We start from the raw sequence: 14,348 nt of genomic DNA, 5'->3' as shown, positions 1-14,348 counted from the left end.
GGCGGAAGACGATCGAGTCAACGTTTCACAGGCGCTATTGTTCGTTGGTGCAGGACACGATGTGTGTTCAAAGGCACCGGAAGCGGTTAGGTGCCAGTGCCCGGAGAGATTGCCCTTTGGGATTAGCTCAACGGTGCTATCATCCCGGCTTCCCAGAAAGGGGAGGGTCAACGATGCTGCGTAGCTCTGCCGCGCCACAACCTCTCGGGTCTTTGACACAGCCCCCTTGGTATTCGGACGATCTTCTGCCTGAGCTTCAGGCCACGCTTGCCATCTTGGCTGATATCGAGATGCAGTTCCAGGCTGATCGGGAGCGGCTGGACACGTGGGCAGGTCCCGAAGCCCTCAAGAGGAAGTTTGCCGCTCAGCTTGAGGAGCGTCGCCAGCAGGACCGTGAACCGTATGTGCAGCGGCTGGCCGATCTCCATGGCCGGATGATCAGGGTTATGACCTTGGAAGATATTTGCTTCAATCCTTGAAGCTCTCAGCGACCTGTCCTTGCGGTCCGCCAATCAGATGATTGCTGCGACGGGTGAAGCTTGAAGACTGGACTTCTTTGGGCTGCGGAGGGAACGGGTTGGTGACCTCCGGGCATAGAGTGGCCTGTCTGCCGCATGCTTCGCCATAAACGCCTTGATGCGCGGGGCAATCTCCCTGCGGAAGCGCGAGCCGTTGAAGACGCCGTAGTGTCCCACATCAGCTTGGAGATGGCGCTCCTTCTTCGCATTCGGCAGGTTTGGCGTGAGATCGAGCGCCGCGACCGTCTGGCCGCATCCGGTGATATCGTCCTTCTCACCCTCAATTGTCATGAGAGCGCAGCGGTGGATCGCCCGCAGGTCCACGGGCTTGTCCCGGTGCCGCATCAGCCCTCTGGGCAGCAGATGATTGATGAATACCGTCTCAAGCGTCTGGAGGTAATACTCGGCAGACAGGTCCATGACGGCCAGATACTCATCGTAGAACGCGCGGTGCTTACCCGCCGAGTCACCGTCGCCCTCGATAAGATGCTTGAACATCTCCCAATGGGCCGAGACATGGCGATCCGGGTTCATCGCCATGAAACCACAGAGTTGCATGAAGCCTGGATAAACCATACGCCCTCGGCCCCGGTATCGGTCTGGTACAGGATGGATGCAGTGACGCTTGAACCAGCGGATGTCTCGCGTCTGAGCGAAGCTGTTGACGGCTGTTGGCGTGTGGCGGGTATCAACTGGACCGCCCAGCAGCGTCGCTGAAACAGGCACCAGCCGATGCTCTTCGGCTTCCATGCGGGCGATTGCTGCCAGCACAGGTACCGCAGGCTGGCAGACAGCCATCACGTGCAGGTCCGGTCCGAGGGCCTCGAACATGCCGACGCAGTAATCGACATAATCCGAGAGATCAAACCGGCCCTCAGAGAGCGACACATCCTTGGCATCGGCCCAGTCGGTGATGAATACCTGATGCGTGTCGAGGAAGGCTGCCACCGTGCCCCGCAGCAGGGTGGCATAGTGGCCTGACATCGGAGGGACAATCAACAACTTGGGCTTGTCAGCGGGTGGTCCGAAGGCGATCACCCGGCAAAAGGGCCGCTGCCACACAATCCCTTCCGACGCAGGAAGGTTGAACGCAGGTTTGGGGTAAGGCCGGGTGGTCCGCGTAAATAACTCGCACGAGGCGGCAAGCACCCGAGCACCGGGAGTGTAGGTTGCCGGATTGAATGGATTGGCGCAGGTGAGCCGCGTGAGGTCGGCAACCATCTGGGCGGGCGTTGCCATCAACTGTGACGCTTCATGCAACAGGTACAACATGCGACTGTGCCTCGCGGCCTGTCTGCGCCCCACTGGTGTTCTAAGCCGCTGGTCTTCGCCTCGGCTCGTACTGAGTTTGGGGCGGCGATGCTTAGCACCGAGTAAATCGGATGCTCTCATAAAATAGCGGGAAGCCGCAGCTTCCCGCTAGTGAGGAGGAAGGAACTAGGAGCTTCAACTCATGAACTGTGAGGCAAACGACATTTAAAACAAGATTGTTCCTGGAACAACCTTCAATAGGAGAAATTTAACTCGATAAATAACTTATGATAATACCTTAACTGTGCCATAAATACGTTTATTAACTTAAATTATCCTGTGGCGCGGCCGATTCCAATTCAAGGCTATGTATCATTCCGCGCTATAATGAGAGGTGTTTCTGACGAAATGTGCTGAGCCTACAACCTTGAGAGCAGTTCAGCGCGTTAAGCTGACATAGAAGAAAGAAGAAGCGCTTTGTCAGGATTTCAACATTCACGGACATCACTCTTGAATCGGGTCTATCCTCTGGACCTAACCGGTAAAGCCGAACTTGGACCCGACGATGTAACCAAGGCCGTGCTGGCAGCGGATCAGGGCTAACAGGATGTCCGTGCTCTTGTGGAGCGGCTCGCGCGATGCGAGCAAATCAAGCATCAGGTGGGCGGCGGATGAGTGGGCTGGGCTCTGGCTTGCTGGGGACCTTTCTTGGATCAACATGCAAGCCGCTCGTGGGGAAGATCAGGGATGGTTAGGGGCTTGAAGCTGATCTATCACATCGACCCGCCCCCTCGTGCTCCAGGTGCAAATAGTTCGGGTTGAACATTGACAGGTCCGCCAGTCGCTCGAAGTCGAGGATGGTCAGGCGCTTCCCCTTCCAGGCGATCAGCCCTTCGGCGCGAAGCTCCTGGAGCATGCGGTTGGTATGAACCAGGGTCAGCCCTACCGTGTCGGCTAAGTCAGTCTGCGTGACCGGGAACTCAAAGCTCAGGTCCTCCGCAAGCCCAACAGCCCGCACCCGCACGAACATCTCACAGATCAGATGCGCGACCCGCTCGAAGGCTTTGCGCTGGCCCACATTGACTACCCACTCGCGCGTGATCGCCTCGTCCACCAGCGTACTCCACCACAGCGCCCGCGCAATGCGAGGGTGACACTCGGTGAGGTCAATCATTGTCTCTGCCGGGATCACTGCCACTTTAGCGGGCGTGAGCGTGCTGATGGAGTGATCCATCCGCTTTAGTACAAAGATACGCTGGTCGCATAGATCACCGGGGATGAAGTAGGCCATGATCTGCCGCTCGCCATCGGGCAGCGTCTTGTAGCGGCAGGCCCAGCCACTCAGGATCAGGTAGACCCCGTCCGGAGGTGCGTCTTCTCGGATGAGATCAGTGTGCGCCGCGATATGAGTTGGCGTTTGTGACAGTCCTTCCAAGGTCCGTTCATCAGCCTCTGGCAGCATGATGTAGTTGCTGAGCTTGCGGATCAGCAGGTTCATCAAGACAAAGCTCGGATCAGGACCTTGCTGGGTGGGCATTGCGGGCGCATGGCTTTCCTCCCTAGTCGTGAGGAACAAGATCATCATAGCATAGCTGGCAACTGCGCTCACCAAAGTGATGCCGAGAGATGGAGGAAAGGCACAGATTTCGTCGGCAGGGCAGTCCTATAGCTAAGACAAAGTCACTTACTGCTAAGATAACTTGTCTACAAATGTCGAAATTTGGGGTTCGATAGGCTTTATTTTTGAGTTCTTTCGGTTATCCGACAGACAGACGTCTTTCCCCCCTCTTTAACTTTTGTTAAATCCTATGCGAAAAGAGGGGAGCAAGCATGGCCGCGCAAGTGATCCCGTATGTCCCTAATCAGGTGCTTGGGAACGTCCAGCAGTCAGATCATCCGGAGCCAAGGGTCACGACAGTGTTGGTGTGTGACAGCGCCGTTCTGCCGATCGGGCTTCAGGACATCCTGCGGGGGACGCCGTTTTCTCCTGCTGCGACAACGTCGCCCGCCGATCCGGTCGTGGTCCAGGATATGGCCTCGGAACCTGCCCTGGTCCTGATCGAAGCCGGTCAGAACACCAATCACGTGCTTGAGGTGATTAGGCACGTAAGAGAGCAGGCTCCTAAAATTCGCATTGTAGTCCTGGCGGATCGGTTCGACCTCGGCTTCGTGCAACTGGGACATCAGGCAGGGGTGAACGGCTTCTGTTCATCAGCCAGTGCACCTGACGTTCTGATCAAGTCTTTGGAATTGGTCATGGTGGGGGAGAGCATTCTGCCCTTTGCGGTCCTCCGCGCAATCTTGGATGAGGTTCTCCGAAAGCAAGACCAGCCGCTCCAGGACAACAGCGAGGAAGGGACATGCGTGTCTGACCTGAAGACTTGCAAACTCTCCGCGCGGGAGATGGAAATCCTGAGGTGCTTGACGAAAGGAGAGCCCAACAAGGTTATCGCCCGCAAGCTGGAGATCACCGAAGCCACCATTAAGGTCCACGTCAAAGCCATTTTGCGCAAGATCGGAGCCACGAATCGGACCCAGGCCGCCATGTGGGCGTCACAGCGACTGTCCCAAACAGGAGTATCTACCCTGAATGCCTGAGACCTTGCCGACGAAGATAGCGATTGGGATCGGGTTCGTGGTCATCATCCACCCGGTCCGATGAGAAAATTGCCGAAATACCTTGCCATGAACGCGCTGTGTCGATCGACAGGAGCCCCCATGAAGAAGGCGCGCAAGCTCCATGAAAGCTCAAGTGGTGATCGTTGGTATTTGGTCCGCGACCCTTCAGGAAGTCTGTTCATCCATCACGAAGCTAATGCGGCGTCTGGAGGGTACGTGGAACACGAGGACATTGTAACCTTCCTAACTCGAGGCGATGGTCCCGAACAACAGGAATTGCTGCGCCTGATCGGAACCCTTGTCGTGGAGCATCCCGCCCACATCTGACGCCTTGCGGCAGATGGGCTTAAACAGCCGACGACAGGCGGGTCAGTCACACGGCTGGGTTTCACTCAGTTCTCATCCTCTTCGGGCAGAGACTCGATTTCGCCGATGCCCCAAGCACGATGGCCAGCGCGGCGCTCCAGGGCCTCGACCTGCCGCAGAAGCTGGGTCGCGAGGGCCGCTTCGCGCCGGAAGCCCTCGTCACCAGGGTCACCTCCCAAGCGCGTGTGCATGTCACGCACTCTCGCTTCGAGGGCGCGCCTGAGAACGCCGAATTGCTCTCGATTCAGGTCAAGCAACATGTGCGTCTGGCCCCCGTGCTCCCGTTGGCGATCAGCCTAGAGCCAAATGGCGGCAGCCCACCAGCACAAGCCGATGGTGACCACAACGGCTGTCCAATTCAGAATACGAGCGAAAGGTCCACGCGCCGAAGCGATCTCACGACCACTCGGTGTCGGACGCATGTCAGAGCTGGCTCGGGAAATTTAGACAGTGGGCTAAGTGGAGTTTCTGCCTGAGAGCAGCCAGAATGGCTGCCGAACAGGAGAAACTATGAGCAAGAGACCGCGCCGGAACCACTCTCCGGCTTTCAAGGCTAAAGTGGCCCTGGCCGCCGTGAAGGGCGAGAAGACCCTTGCCGAATTGGCTCAGCAGTTCGATGTGCACCCGAACCAGATCACCCAGTGGAAAGCCCAGCTCCTCGACGGGGCGGCCGACGTGTTCGGGGCCGAGAAGGCTGGAGCGGCGAACCCGCCGGTGGATGTGAAGACGTTGCATGCCAAGATCGGCGAGCTGACCCTGGCCAATGATTTTTTAGAGTACGCGCTCGCCAAAGCCGGAGTGTGGCCGAGCGCAAAGCGATGATCGACCGCTCGCATGCCCTGCCGCTGATCCGGCAGGCCGAGGAGCTGGGGATCAGCCGGGGCAGCCTTTACTATCGCTCGCAGCCGGTCCCGGCCGCTGATCTGACCCTGATGCGGCGGATGGACGAACTCCATCTGGAGTTTCCGTTCGCGGGCAGCCGCATGCTGCGCGATCTCTTGGTGGCCGAGGGCTTCACGGTCGGGCGCCTGCATGTTGCCACGCTGATGAAGCGGATGGGCATCGAGGCGCTCTCCCGCAAGCCCAACACCTCCAAACCGGCGCCAGGGCATCAGACCTATCCTTATCTGCTGCGCAACCTGGCGATCACGCGCCCCAATCAAGTCTGGGCCATGGACATCACGTAGATACTGTCGGCGAATTCCGTTTGGCTATTTAGCAAGAGGAGGAGTCCATGAGCCTTCATCCTGAGCCAATTGGCGAGATCCCGGCTGAGACCATGCGGGTTGCCCGGGCAGCTTTCCCTAAGGGCAACATTGTGACCCGACTGCGGGATGAATTTGCCATCCTCTACCAGGACGAGGACTTCCGACAGTTCTATCCGAGCCGGGGGCAGCCCCCCCTTGCGCCGTGGCGGCTGGCTCTGATCACGATCTTCCAGTTCCTTGAACACCTCAGTGACCGGCAGGCCGCCGATGCTGTCCGGGCGCGGATCGACTGGAAGTACGCTCTGGGGCTCGAACTGACCGACCCCGGGTTCCACTTCAGCGTGCTCACCGAATTCCGGGCCCGCCTTGTCGCCGGCCAGGCGGAGCACCTGCTGCTGGACACCATGCTCGAGCGCTTCAAGGCCCGCGGTCTGATCAAAGCGCGCGGCAAGCAGCGCACCGACAGCACGCATGTCTTGGGGGCCGTGCATGACCTCCATCTTCTGGAGCTTGTCGCCGAGACACTCCGCGCCACTCTCGATGATCTGGCCGCCGTTGTGCCGGATTGGCTTCGCGTGATCGCTCAGCCGGCTTGGTTCGAGCGCTATGCGCATCGCATTGAAGACTATCGCCTGCCCAAGAGCCGGGACAAGCGCGAAGCCCTTTCGCTGGAGATTGGCGCGGACGGGTTCTGCCTGCTCGATGCCCTGGACGATGAGAGCGCGCCGGCTGCCGCCCGCGCGGTGCCGATGGTGCAGACGCTGCGCGACGTGTGGCGGGTGCATTACGCACGGGATGACGGGCAGCCGCGCTGGCGGGCTGGAGCGGAACTGCCGCCGGTCGGCGAGCGGCTGCAGTCGCCCTACGATCCCGAGATGCACTACAGCACAAAGCGTCAGATGGAGTGGTCAGGCTACAAGGTTCATATCACCGAGACCTGCGATGCCGACGCGGCTCACCTGGTGACGCACGTGAAGACCTGCCCGGCCATGGAGCAGGATATGACCAGCACTGCCGAGATCCACGCCTGCCTGGCGGCCAAGGGTCTCCTCCCTTCTGAACACTTCGTGGACTCAGCCTATGTTGATGCAGCTTTGTTGGTCAGCAGTCGGCGAGACTACGGGATCTCGCTCGAGGGGCCGGTGCGGGGCGTATCGAGCTGGCAATCCCGCATGAGCCAAGGATACGACATGCCTCGATTTGCCGTGGACTGGGAGAACGAACAAGTGACCTGTCCGCAGGGCAAGACCTCCGTGGCCTGGCGCGTCGCGCGCAGCGAGGACGGAAGCCCACGCATCCATGCTCGCTTCAGCCGCTCGGATTGTGGAGCATGCGTCGCCAGGGCGTTGTGCACGCCTGCGAAGGATGCGCGTCGCTCCGTTTATTTCCACATGCGTGAGGAATACGAAGCGTTGAGAGCCGCACGGGCTCGGATGCACGACCCCGAGTGGAAGGAGCGCTATCACGTCCGAGCCGGGGTGGAGGGCACGCTCTCACAGGGGGTGCGGGCGTTCGGAATGCGACGGAGCCGGTATATCGGATTGCTGAAGACCGGGCTTCAGGAGGTCTGCACAGCCGCCGCGATGAACGTCTCGCGGATTGTGCATTGGCTGGACGGATCGCCACGGGCCACAACGCGCGTGACACGCTTTGCCGCCTTGGCGCCGATCGCCTGAATTCGCCGACAGTATCTAAATGATCGACCGACCGCGACCGGCAGATCGGCGTCTTCCTGACGTGTCTGAAGCCTGCCCTTGAGCTTGTAAGAATATAGGCTGATATGCCTAAATCTATTGCGTTCAGAAATCTGCTATCTGATAACCGAGGGAGCCATGGCTTCGTTTCCATTCACACCGGGACTGATCCTGGTGAATGCCTTCAACGACGAGACGTTTGTCTTCACCACGCCCGAGAGTGCCGAGGCAGCCGAATTCGAGGTTCGCCTGGGACCAGGAGGCTCCGGTGGCGGCAATGCGATGGTCCATATCCATCCCAAGACGGACGAAACCTTCACGGTTCGGTCGGGCCTACTGAACGTCTCCATTGATGGTAAGCTACATGACCTGCGGCCCGGTGAGACGATCACCGTTCCCCACGGGAAGCCGCATTTCTTCCGCAACGCCCATGAGGGCGACACGGTGGTGGTGATCCGATTCACCCCGGCGCAACAGCAACTGCGTTTCTTCCTGAACTTCGCCACCATCGCGCAGAACCACCCCGAGTGGTTCGGCTCCAAGGGCGAACCCAGCTTTCTGCTGATGGCACTCACTCTCCATGCCTTCAAGGATCACTTCTATGTGGCCGGCCCACCGGTCTGGGTGCAGAAGATGCTCTTTGCAGCGCTCGCGCCCATTGCCCGGCTCCTGGGCTACAAAGTCGTCGTCAAGCCCTAAGCGAGCAGTTTACTCCGGTGCAGGACGAGCACGCCGACATATCGATCTCGCCCTTCGGGTTCTTAGCGACCTTAGGATGGATCAACACGTTCGGCAGCGGAAGGAAGCCATCCAGGCGAAGATACCAGTAAACGAGACGTTCGTCAGTCAGCACGCAGCCTTCTTTCTGCCCAGTGGCTCAAAGGAGCCGAATCCCGTCAAACGGTTTGGCGAGGCACCACAGTCCGGATTGAGCCCTTCCGAAATTGAACGTATTCCATCACGCCCAGAGACGTTTACCACGACCAGAAAGCAAGGTTTTGCGAGGCCCAAAACCCAAAGGCTAACCGAGACACCCACCCATCAGTTGCAGTGAAGATGGTTTTAAGGAGTGGGCGCTCGGGCGGGCAGGGCAGTACCTATTCACACCCCAGCAGCTTCCTTCAAGGGTCCAAGGAGATCCACTGAAGCCCATCGCTCCTGGATCTTGCCGTCTGCGATGCGCCAGAACACCATTCCGGTGAACTCGATGAGCTTGTGTGAGGCCGGAATGCCCCGGAAGTCGGCGCTGTGCGTACCTCTCCAGCGAGCCCGCACGGCAACCTTGTCGCCCTCTGCGACAATATCCTCGATGACCACGTGCAAATCAGGGAACACGGCTTTCAATCCCTGAATGTGCTGCTTGACCCCATCAGGCCCGAGACGTGAGCCAGCAGCATGGTCGAAGAAATCATCATCAACCTGCTCGTTGATGGCAGCCGGATCGAAGCGATTTGCCGTTGCCTCGTAATGCGCTCGGATCAGGCTCTTGTTGTACTCAGGATCACTCATCCTGTTGACTTTCCCTTAGAGGTTACGTTGGCGTTTCCTGCCGCCTTATCGTGATTATTCCGTTGCTCACCAGCCGGTCTACCGAGACGAAGATCGTTCAAATCGCTTTCCAGAATCACTCTGAGTCGGATCAGGGCATCACGGTGCCGGGTTTCGATCGCTGCCAAACGAATCTTCTCATCGATCAGCCTCAGCATGGAAAGCATGTCTGGTTCAGGCAAGAAGAGCGAAACAGCCGTATTCTCAGTAAGTGATCTCAGAACTTCTGCTTGGCCCGCGAACAGACGTAATCGTATTCGCCTTCTCGGTCCTCGCCCTTCTGGATTACGAGCTTGCCTTTGCCGGTCAAACGGTTTGCCGTGAAGCTCCAATGCGGCTTGAATGAATCCGACATCCAGCCGCCGTCGAAATGGATGGCTTCAGGAGTCACGAAGTGGTGGGTGACACCACCGTGATGATCACCATAATCCTGCCACCGATTGACGATCTCACGCAGGTTCGCCATACCGGTCGGATACGACAGACCGTAACCTCCGTTGGTCGCGCATGGCGTCATGTCGGCGACGAAATCGCCCGAAATGCAGCTTACCATCTTGTTCAGCATCTTTCGCGCTTCAAGGCTCATGATGACCTCCGGCGCGTTCTTGCTCGTGCACTGGATGATATCTTTCGCGGCAACGGGTGTCGCCAGACAGAGCACAGCAAGTGTAATTGTGAGTTTCTTCACGGTCCCCCCATTTAGGTCCAGACATTCGCAGCTAAGAGTTCAGCTCCGGCCCCGGTTCTATAACACCCCAAATCCGCTTTTAGGAAAGAGGCCCTTGATTGTCTCGACCGGTATGTTGCTATCTATAATGACGTATGCACCCGGTCGGATACGCCGGGTGCCCTTCCCGCAGCTTGTCCAAAGGCGTTTCGTGTTCCCGCTCCGAACCGCCATAGCTACAGCCTTCTTCAGGCCGACGAGGACAACGATCCGTTTTCTCTTGTGGCTGGCTTTTTAGATGGTCAGAAGATCATTTCATGGAGGGTGCCGAACCGAATGGCTACCCTGAAACGTGGGAGGAGGCTCTGGAGGGATGCTCAAAAGCAGGGCCAAGAATCAGATCTTGCTGCCATATTCACCCCAATTCATGCACTGCACGAGATGGCGACCGGTGAAAGAAGCTCCGGAGAGCACTTTTCCACTGATGTGGGTGACCTTTCGATTGGTAGACAGCACAACCGTGTGCCCATCGCGAAGACGGTGCTAAGCTGCCGCTGGTCATAAATTAACAGGACGAGGGGCATATGAGATCGCTTGGTATCGCTCTCTTAGCAATAGGGGTAGCTGGAATGGGAGCGGCATTCTTCTTCCCGGTCGAGCGCACAATGATAGGATCTGCATCCGAGCTTGGGCGCATCGCTAACCTGGATCTCATAGCAGTAAGAGCAATGCTACATTCAACAGCCGGATTTTTTGCAGTCATAGGGGCGGTGTTTTTTGGGGCCGCACATGTTCGAGTGTCAGCGGCACAACCCACTGTGAAATCGACACTCACAGAGCAGGATTACGCCGAAGTTGATGCAATCTGGATGGGCAGACACCGCTCGTAGTTTGATAGGAGCCATTAGCTTCCAGGGGAGAACCCCATTAGTCGCACCTGGATCGGCATTCCAGATACAGATCGACTGCGAGCCTTAAGGTGCAAATCTCTTAAGAACTTCGCTTATCTCCTCTCGGCTCGACAGGAAGCGGTTCGTGTTCAGGAACCCCGCAGGAGGCGCAGGGACGCCAGGAAGCTCATCCGCATTGATCTCCATGCCTTCACACCAGCACCCGATGTTCAAACCGCCTGGAGACGAATAGTTGAGGTAAGCGCTAATAACCGGCTTAGTACTACAGCCGGGCCTTGCGTCGGGGCCGCGTGCGCTTACGCCAGTGGCACTCACGAGCGCGCTGCTGATGGCGTCGGCGCCACACCGACCAGTGCTCGACCGCCTCAACCGAAGGCGGTCGCTCCCACACCAAGTGCCAAAGCAGCCGCCGCACTTCCGGCACGGTGAGCGGTAGCAGCCGCACGCCGCGTTTGATCGGGACTTCTCCCCCCGATGGCGTGCTGACGCACGATGGTCAGATACGCATGCGCCAGCATGGATAGGGTGATGTGGCGATGCCAGCCCGTCCATGAGCGCACCTCGTACTCGTCCAACCCGGTCTCGCCCTTGGCTTCCTCAAAGCAGTTCTCGATCGCCCAGCGCATCCCCGCAATCCGCACCAGATCAGCCAGTGATGTCGCCTCCGGCGCCCAGGTGAGATAGAACGTGAACTGATGCGGCCGCCCTTTCTTCCGCCGGATCAGCAGCCCGGACTTCCAGCCTGTCGGCGGGATACCGTAGGGCAGATAGGCCCAGTCATACAGGCGCGGGCCCTTGGCCCCGTCGCCGGCACTCAGCCGTGTCCAGCCTCTTGTGGGCACATCCTCGAGCCAGTCCTCCACCGGCTTGAGCCCGATCCGCTGGGCCGAGGTCACCGCCAGCACGTAGCCACGTCCGTGCGCCTCAATCAAACGGCGGGTGTGAGAGTCGGCGCCATAAACACAGTCGCCGACCACCCACCGGCACGGCACCCCGGCCGCAAACGCGCGCTTCACCATCGCCTGGCCGAGCTTCGGCTTGGTGGTGAAGCCGATCTCCTCCGGCACGCCCGCTTCTGCGCGCCTTGCCGCATCGAAAGCCCAGGTGTCCGGCAGGTAGAGCGCCCGGTCTATCAGCGCATGCCCGTGCCGGCTGGCATAGGCGAGAAACACCCCGATCTGAGAATTCTCAATGCGCCCGGCGGTGCCGGAGTATTGGCGTTTGACGCCGGCCGACTTGTCGCCCTTCTTCACGAAGCCGGTCTCGTCCAGCACCAGCACGGCATCCGGATCGCCGAGATGCTCGACCACATAGGCCTGCAGGTCATCGCGTACCGCCTCGGCATCCCAGTGCATGCGGGCGAGGAAATCCTGCACGCCGTCGGGGCTGACATCGCCGGCGGCTTCCGCCAGGTGCCAGCCGTTCTTACGCTCCAAAGGTGAGAGCAGACCCTGCAAGTAGGCCCGGGCGCGTCGGCGCGGTTCGATGCGGCTGAAACGGGGAGCGATCCGGATGCAGAGGTCATCCAATTGAGCGGCCCAGAGATGGGCCTCGTTTGCATGCGTCATGGCACGACACCTCCGTGTCTAAGTCAACGCATAAACCCGGCTGTAGTATTAGGACGTGTGTGCCCATCAACCTTCCGCTTGAGGGTGATTGTCCAAGAACCAGTGCCAATCTTGAAGCCGTAAGTCGGAGCCGCGCTCACTAAGTGGGAAACGAGATGACCAATCCCACGCTCATCAGCAAGTACAATGAGTTCGCTAATGCTGCGAGGCTTTTGGCGCGGGATGCGTCCAATCAGGTGGGGCACAAAAATAGCCTCATATGAGGTTGGCTCCAGCGCTGGTCTATCCCGATTCGTCAGGACCTCAATGTTGTTCCCGGTCCACTGCCATATTGCGAAATCGAAGTGCCAATCGCCTGATCGTCGGATCAGCATCTGCTCCAATTGAGACAGATCGCTGATATCCCTGGCAAGGATAACGATTAGGGGAGGGCTTCGCCGATCCCACAGCCGGGTTCCGGCATCCGCAACAGTGTCGGCCTTCTCTCGGCGATAGAGTGGCCCCAGTGCACCAGCGATCTTGCTTTCCAGGCTGTGGGCGCGGTCGGGCCGATAGTCAACAATTTCTGCGGTGACACGCACCTTCACTTCGATAAGAGTAAGCCTGCCGTCCAGAAGGCCGATGCTGTCAATACGAGCGCCTCGGGCTTCCACATCCGAGAAGGTTTCGATGTAGCCCCACTGCTGTCGGAGCCAATCGATGGCGACCTGCTGTAGCCTTTTCTCCGGGTAGCGGTTGGCCATGGTCACACCGGGCAGGTGGTCAGCCGGGCACCACGGAAAGTCCGGCAGCCCCGGACAAGACCGCAGGCTCTTGGATGAGGGACGGCCCTCTCGGGATAAAGTTGGTGAGATACTTGGCTGGCTTTTCGAAGCCCCGAAGCTGCCCAATCTTGATCCACTGGCTCTTAGAGAGTGGCGTTAGATCGGTAACCTCCCAGAAAACCGCCCACGACCCCTGGTTATCCAGCGGGTACTTCGCCGTGCTCGCTGGGCGGTACTTCATCCCGTCTGGATGTGCACCTCCTTTCGACTGGACGAAGCCGGTGTAGGTTGCCCTCCAAGTGATGGTCGGTGGACTGATCGGCTGAGCCGCATCGGATACATATATCAACACCCATGGGTCGTTGCCGTTCAGTTGAAGGACTACAAAGGGGAAATTCCGGCATACGTCGCCGATCAGATAGAAGAGGCAATCACGGCTCGGACTGACGGAAAAAGAGGATCACAGACTCTGGTGTCCGTTATCCTGGCATCAACGGAAGCAAAGCCGAGCCCATCCCTCATTGAGCGGCTGGCCGCATTGCAGGAAAAGTACAACATACCTGTGGAATGCGTGCACGGTGACGATCTTATGCGAGTTTTTGCCCGAGGTCTGTTTGTGCGCCACCGAGAAGCGCGGTTGTGAGGCGTTGCGCGACTTCTGCTCTCGAGCTGAAGCGGAGTTCCCAAATATTTCTCGTTAGGAGTGTAGTAATGCTGTTGAAGAATGACCAACAGGGTCGCGACAAAGCCATTGAGCTGCTGCGCAGCGGACTTGTGCTGAGTGCCCACCCTGAAGAATATGAGGACGATCGAAGCGAATTCATCCAGCCGCCGAGAAAAGGCGTCAGGCTTCGGGGAACACATATCGAGGCAGTCCGTCCATTGGTGCTGCACCTGATCAAGCAGGCACGCAAGGAAGTTGACGGATTGAGATTTGGGACATTTCAACTCCCCGAGTGCGGTCCAGGGTGGTACGTGTACCACGAGTCCACCGATCTCGTTCGCTTCTCGGTTCCCGCTGATAAGACTCCCTCATATATTGTAGGTGAGGATCCGTTCTACGATAAGAGCTATGGCTTGTAGGCCTTGTAGTGACACACCTCTCAGCTGGAGTTTGGCCCTTTCAGGCGGGGAAGCATGCGGCCTCAGTGAGGCGATTGAGCAAGGCCCGCGGGATTTTCACCTGGTCTCGGTCTTGCCGGGACATGTCAAAACTGGCGCTCCATAGTTTGGC

The 14,348-nt window shown here is 58.6% G+C and carries 14 protein-coding genes and 1 pseudogene; 7 read left to right on the top strand and 8 right to left on the bottom strand.

Going from position 1 to position 14,348, the window contains the following annotated elements:
* The first annotated feature begins 173 nt into the window (after nucleotides 1-173).
* Nucleotides 174-479, top strand: a complete 306-nt coding sequence (locus NF876_RS17065; protein WP_262269980.1) for a hypothetical protein — start codon at nucleotides 174-176, stop codon at nucleotides 477-479.
* Between the two features lie 33 nt (nucleotides 480-512).
* On the opposite strand, the gene NF876_RS17060 is transcribed toward NF876_RS17065, so the two are convergent.
* Together NF876_RS17060 and NF876_RS17055 are read right to left on the bottom strand one after the other, a co-directional pair.
* Nucleotides 513-1,790: a polyhydroxyalkanoate depolymerase gene (locus tag NF876_RS17060; RefSeq protein WP_262270041.1), complete on the bottom strand. Its 1,278-nt coding sequence runs from the start codon at nucleotides 1,788-1,790 to the stop codon at nucleotides 513-515.
* A 730-nt stretch (nucleotides 1,791-2,520) separates the two neighbouring features.
* Entirely contained in the window at nucleotides 2,521-3,306 is a 786-nt protein-coding gene (locus tag NF876_RS17055) for a Crp/Fnr family transcriptional regulator (RefSeq protein WP_262269979.1), read from the bottom strand.
* 293 nt (nucleotides 3,307-3,599) lie between these two features.
* Here NF876_RS17055 and NF876_RS17050 point away from each other — a divergent pair, with 293 nt between their 5' ends.
* Both NF876_RS17050 and NF876_RS17045 read left to right on the top strand, forming a co-directional pair.
* Nucleotides 3,600-4,367 carry a LuxR C-terminal-related transcriptional regulator gene (locus NF876_RS17050; protein ID WP_262269978.1) on the top strand — a complete coding sequence of 256 codons (768 nt, stop codon included), beginning with the start codon at nucleotides 3,600-3,602 and terminating at the stop codon, nucleotides 4,365-4,367.
* A 120-nt stretch (nucleotides 4,368-4,487) separates the two neighbouring features.
* Complete coding sequence (locus NF876_RS17045) at nucleotides 4,488-4,715, top strand: hypothetical protein (RefSeq protein WP_262269977.1); 228 nt, start codon at nucleotides 4,488-4,490, stop codon at nucleotides 4,713-4,715.
* Nucleotides 4,716-4,780: 65 nt separating this feature from the next.
* On the opposite strand, the gene NF876_RS17040 is transcribed toward NF876_RS17045, so the two are convergent.
* Entirely contained in the window at nucleotides 4,781-4,945 is a 165-nt protein-coding gene (locus NF876_RS17040) for a hypothetical protein (protein WP_262269976.1), read from the bottom strand.
* Nucleotides 4,946-5,264: 319 nt separating this feature from the next.
* Between NF876_RS17040 and NF876_RS17035 the strand changes: the two are divergent.
* The 3 genes and pseudogenes from NF876_RS17035 to NF876_RS17025 all read left to right on the top strand — a co-directional run.
* Nucleotides 5,265-5,938, top strand: a pseudogene (locus NF876_RS17035) (IS3 family transposase); the annotation flags it as partial.
* 50 nt (nucleotides 5,939-5,988) lie between these two features.
* Entirely contained in the window at nucleotides 5,989-7,638 is a 1,650-nt protein-coding gene (locus NF876_RS17030) for an IS1182 family transposase (protein ID WP_262269975.1), read from the top strand.
* A gap of 156 nt (nucleotides 7,639-7,794) precedes the next feature.
* Nucleotides 7,795-8,355 (top strand): cupin domain-containing protein, encoded by a 561-nt coding sequence (locus NF876_RS17025; protein ID WP_262269974.1) that lies wholly within the window; start codon nucleotides 7,795-7,797, stop codon nucleotides 8,353-8,355.
* Nucleotides 8,356-8,757: 402 nt separating this feature from the next.
* On the opposite strand, the gene NF876_RS17020 is transcribed toward NF876_RS17025, so the two are convergent.
* The 5 genes from NF876_RS17020 to NF876_RS17000 all read right to left on the bottom strand — a co-directional run bounded on the left by NF876_RS17020 (nucleotide 8,758) and on the right by NF876_RS17000 (nucleotide 13,093).
* Nucleotides 8,758-9,165, bottom strand: a complete 408-nt coding sequence (locus tag NF876_RS17020) for an ester cyclase (RefSeq protein ID WP_262269973.1) — start codon at nucleotides 9,163-9,165, stop codon at nucleotides 8,758-8,760.
* Nucleotides 9,162-9,371 carry a hypothetical protein gene (locus NF876_RS17015; protein ID WP_262269972.1) on the bottom strand — a complete coding sequence of 70 codons (210 nt, stop codon included), beginning with the start codon at nucleotides 9,369-9,371 and terminating at the stop codon, nucleotides 9,162-9,164. The genes NF876_RS17020 and NF876_RS17015 overlap by 4 nt, the downstream gene beginning before the upstream one ends.
* Nucleotides 9,372-9,421: 50 nt before the next feature.
* Entirely contained in the window at nucleotides 9,422-9,892 is a 471-nt protein-coding gene (locus tag NF876_RS17010) for a hypothetical protein (RefSeq protein WP_262269971.1), read from the bottom strand.
* A 1,255-nt stretch (nucleotides 9,893-11,147) separates the two neighbouring features.
* Entirely contained in the window at nucleotides 11,148-12,350 is a 1,203-nt protein-coding gene (locus tag NF876_RS17005) for an IS701 family transposase (protein ID WP_262269970.1), read from the bottom strand.
* Nucleotides 12,351-12,373: 23 nt separating this feature from the next.
* Complete coding sequence (locus tag NF876_RS17000; RefSeq protein ID WP_262269969.1) at nucleotides 12,374-13,093, bottom strand: hypothetical protein; 720 nt, start codon at nucleotides 13,091-13,093, stop codon at nucleotides 12,374-12,376.
* Between the two features lie 732 nt (nucleotides 13,094-13,825).
* On the opposite strand from NF876_RS17000, the gene NF876_RS16995 reads away from it, so the two are divergent.
* On the top strand, nucleotides 13,826-14,197 hold the full coding sequence (locus tag NF876_RS16995; RefSeq protein ID WP_262269968.1) for a hypothetical protein: 372 nt from the start codon (nucleotides 13,826-13,828) through the stop codon (nucleotides 14,195-14,197).
* The last annotated feature ends 151 nt before the right edge of the window (nucleotides 14,198-14,348 follow it).

Source organism: Microvirga yunnanensis (assembly GCF_025460875.1).
The sequence above is the reverse complement of the archived record's forward strand: the minus strand, read 5'-3'. Positions and strand labels throughout refer to the sequence as shown.

Excerpts from the sequence above, each read along its gene's own strand:
- NF876_RS17065 (WP_262269980.1), top strand. The coding sequence starts at position 174 with ATGCTGCGTAGCTCTGCCGCGCCACAACCTCTCGGGTCTTTGACACAG.
- NF876_RS17060 (WP_262270041.1), bottom strand. The coding sequence starts at position 1,790 with ATGTTGTACCTGTTGCATGAAGCGTCACAGTTGATGGCAACGCCCGCC.
- NF876_RS17055 (WP_262269979.1), bottom strand. The coding sequence starts at position 3,306 with ATGCCCACCCAGCAAGGTCCTGATCCGAGCTTTGTCTTGATGAACCTG.
- NF876_RS17050 (WP_262269978.1), top strand. The coding sequence starts at position 3,600 with ATGGCCGCGCAAGTGATCCCGTATGTCCCTAATCAGGTGCTTGGGAAC.
- NF876_RS17045 (WP_262269977.1), top strand. The coding sequence starts at position 4,488 with ATGAAGAAGGCGCGCAAGCTCCATGAAAGCTCAAGTGGTGATCGTTGG.
- NF876_RS17040 (WP_262269976.1), bottom strand. The coding sequence starts at position 4,945 with ATGCACACGCGCTTGGGAGGTGACCCTGGTGACGAGGGCTTCCGGCGC.
- NF876_RS17030 (WP_262269975.1), top strand. The coding sequence starts at position 5,989 with ATGAGCCTTCATCCTGAGCCAATTGGCGAGATCCCGGCTGAGACCATG.
- NF876_RS17025 (WP_262269974.1), top strand. The coding sequence starts at position 7,795 with ATGGCTTCGTTTCCATTCACACCGGGACTGATCCTGGTGAATGCCTTC.
- NF876_RS17020 (WP_262269973.1), bottom strand. The coding sequence starts at position 9,165 with ATGAGTGATCCTGAGTACAACAAGAGCCTGATCCGAGCGCATTACGAG.
- NF876_RS17015 (WP_262269972.1), bottom strand. The coding sequence starts at position 9,371 with ATGCTTTCCATGCTGAGGCTGATCGATGAGAAGATTCGTTTGGCAGCG.
- NF876_RS17005 (WP_262269970.1), bottom strand. The coding sequence starts at position 12,350 with ATGACGCATGCAAACGAGGCCCATCTCTGGGCCGCTCAATTGGATGAC.
- NF876_RS17000 (WP_262269969.1), bottom strand. The coding sequence starts at position 13,093 with ATGGCCAACCGCTACCCGGAGAAAAGGCTACAGCAGGTCGCCATCGAT.
- NF876_RS16995 (WP_262269968.1), top strand. The coding sequence starts at position 13,826 with ATGCTGTTGAAGAATGACCAACAGGGTCGCGACAAAGCCATTGAGCTG.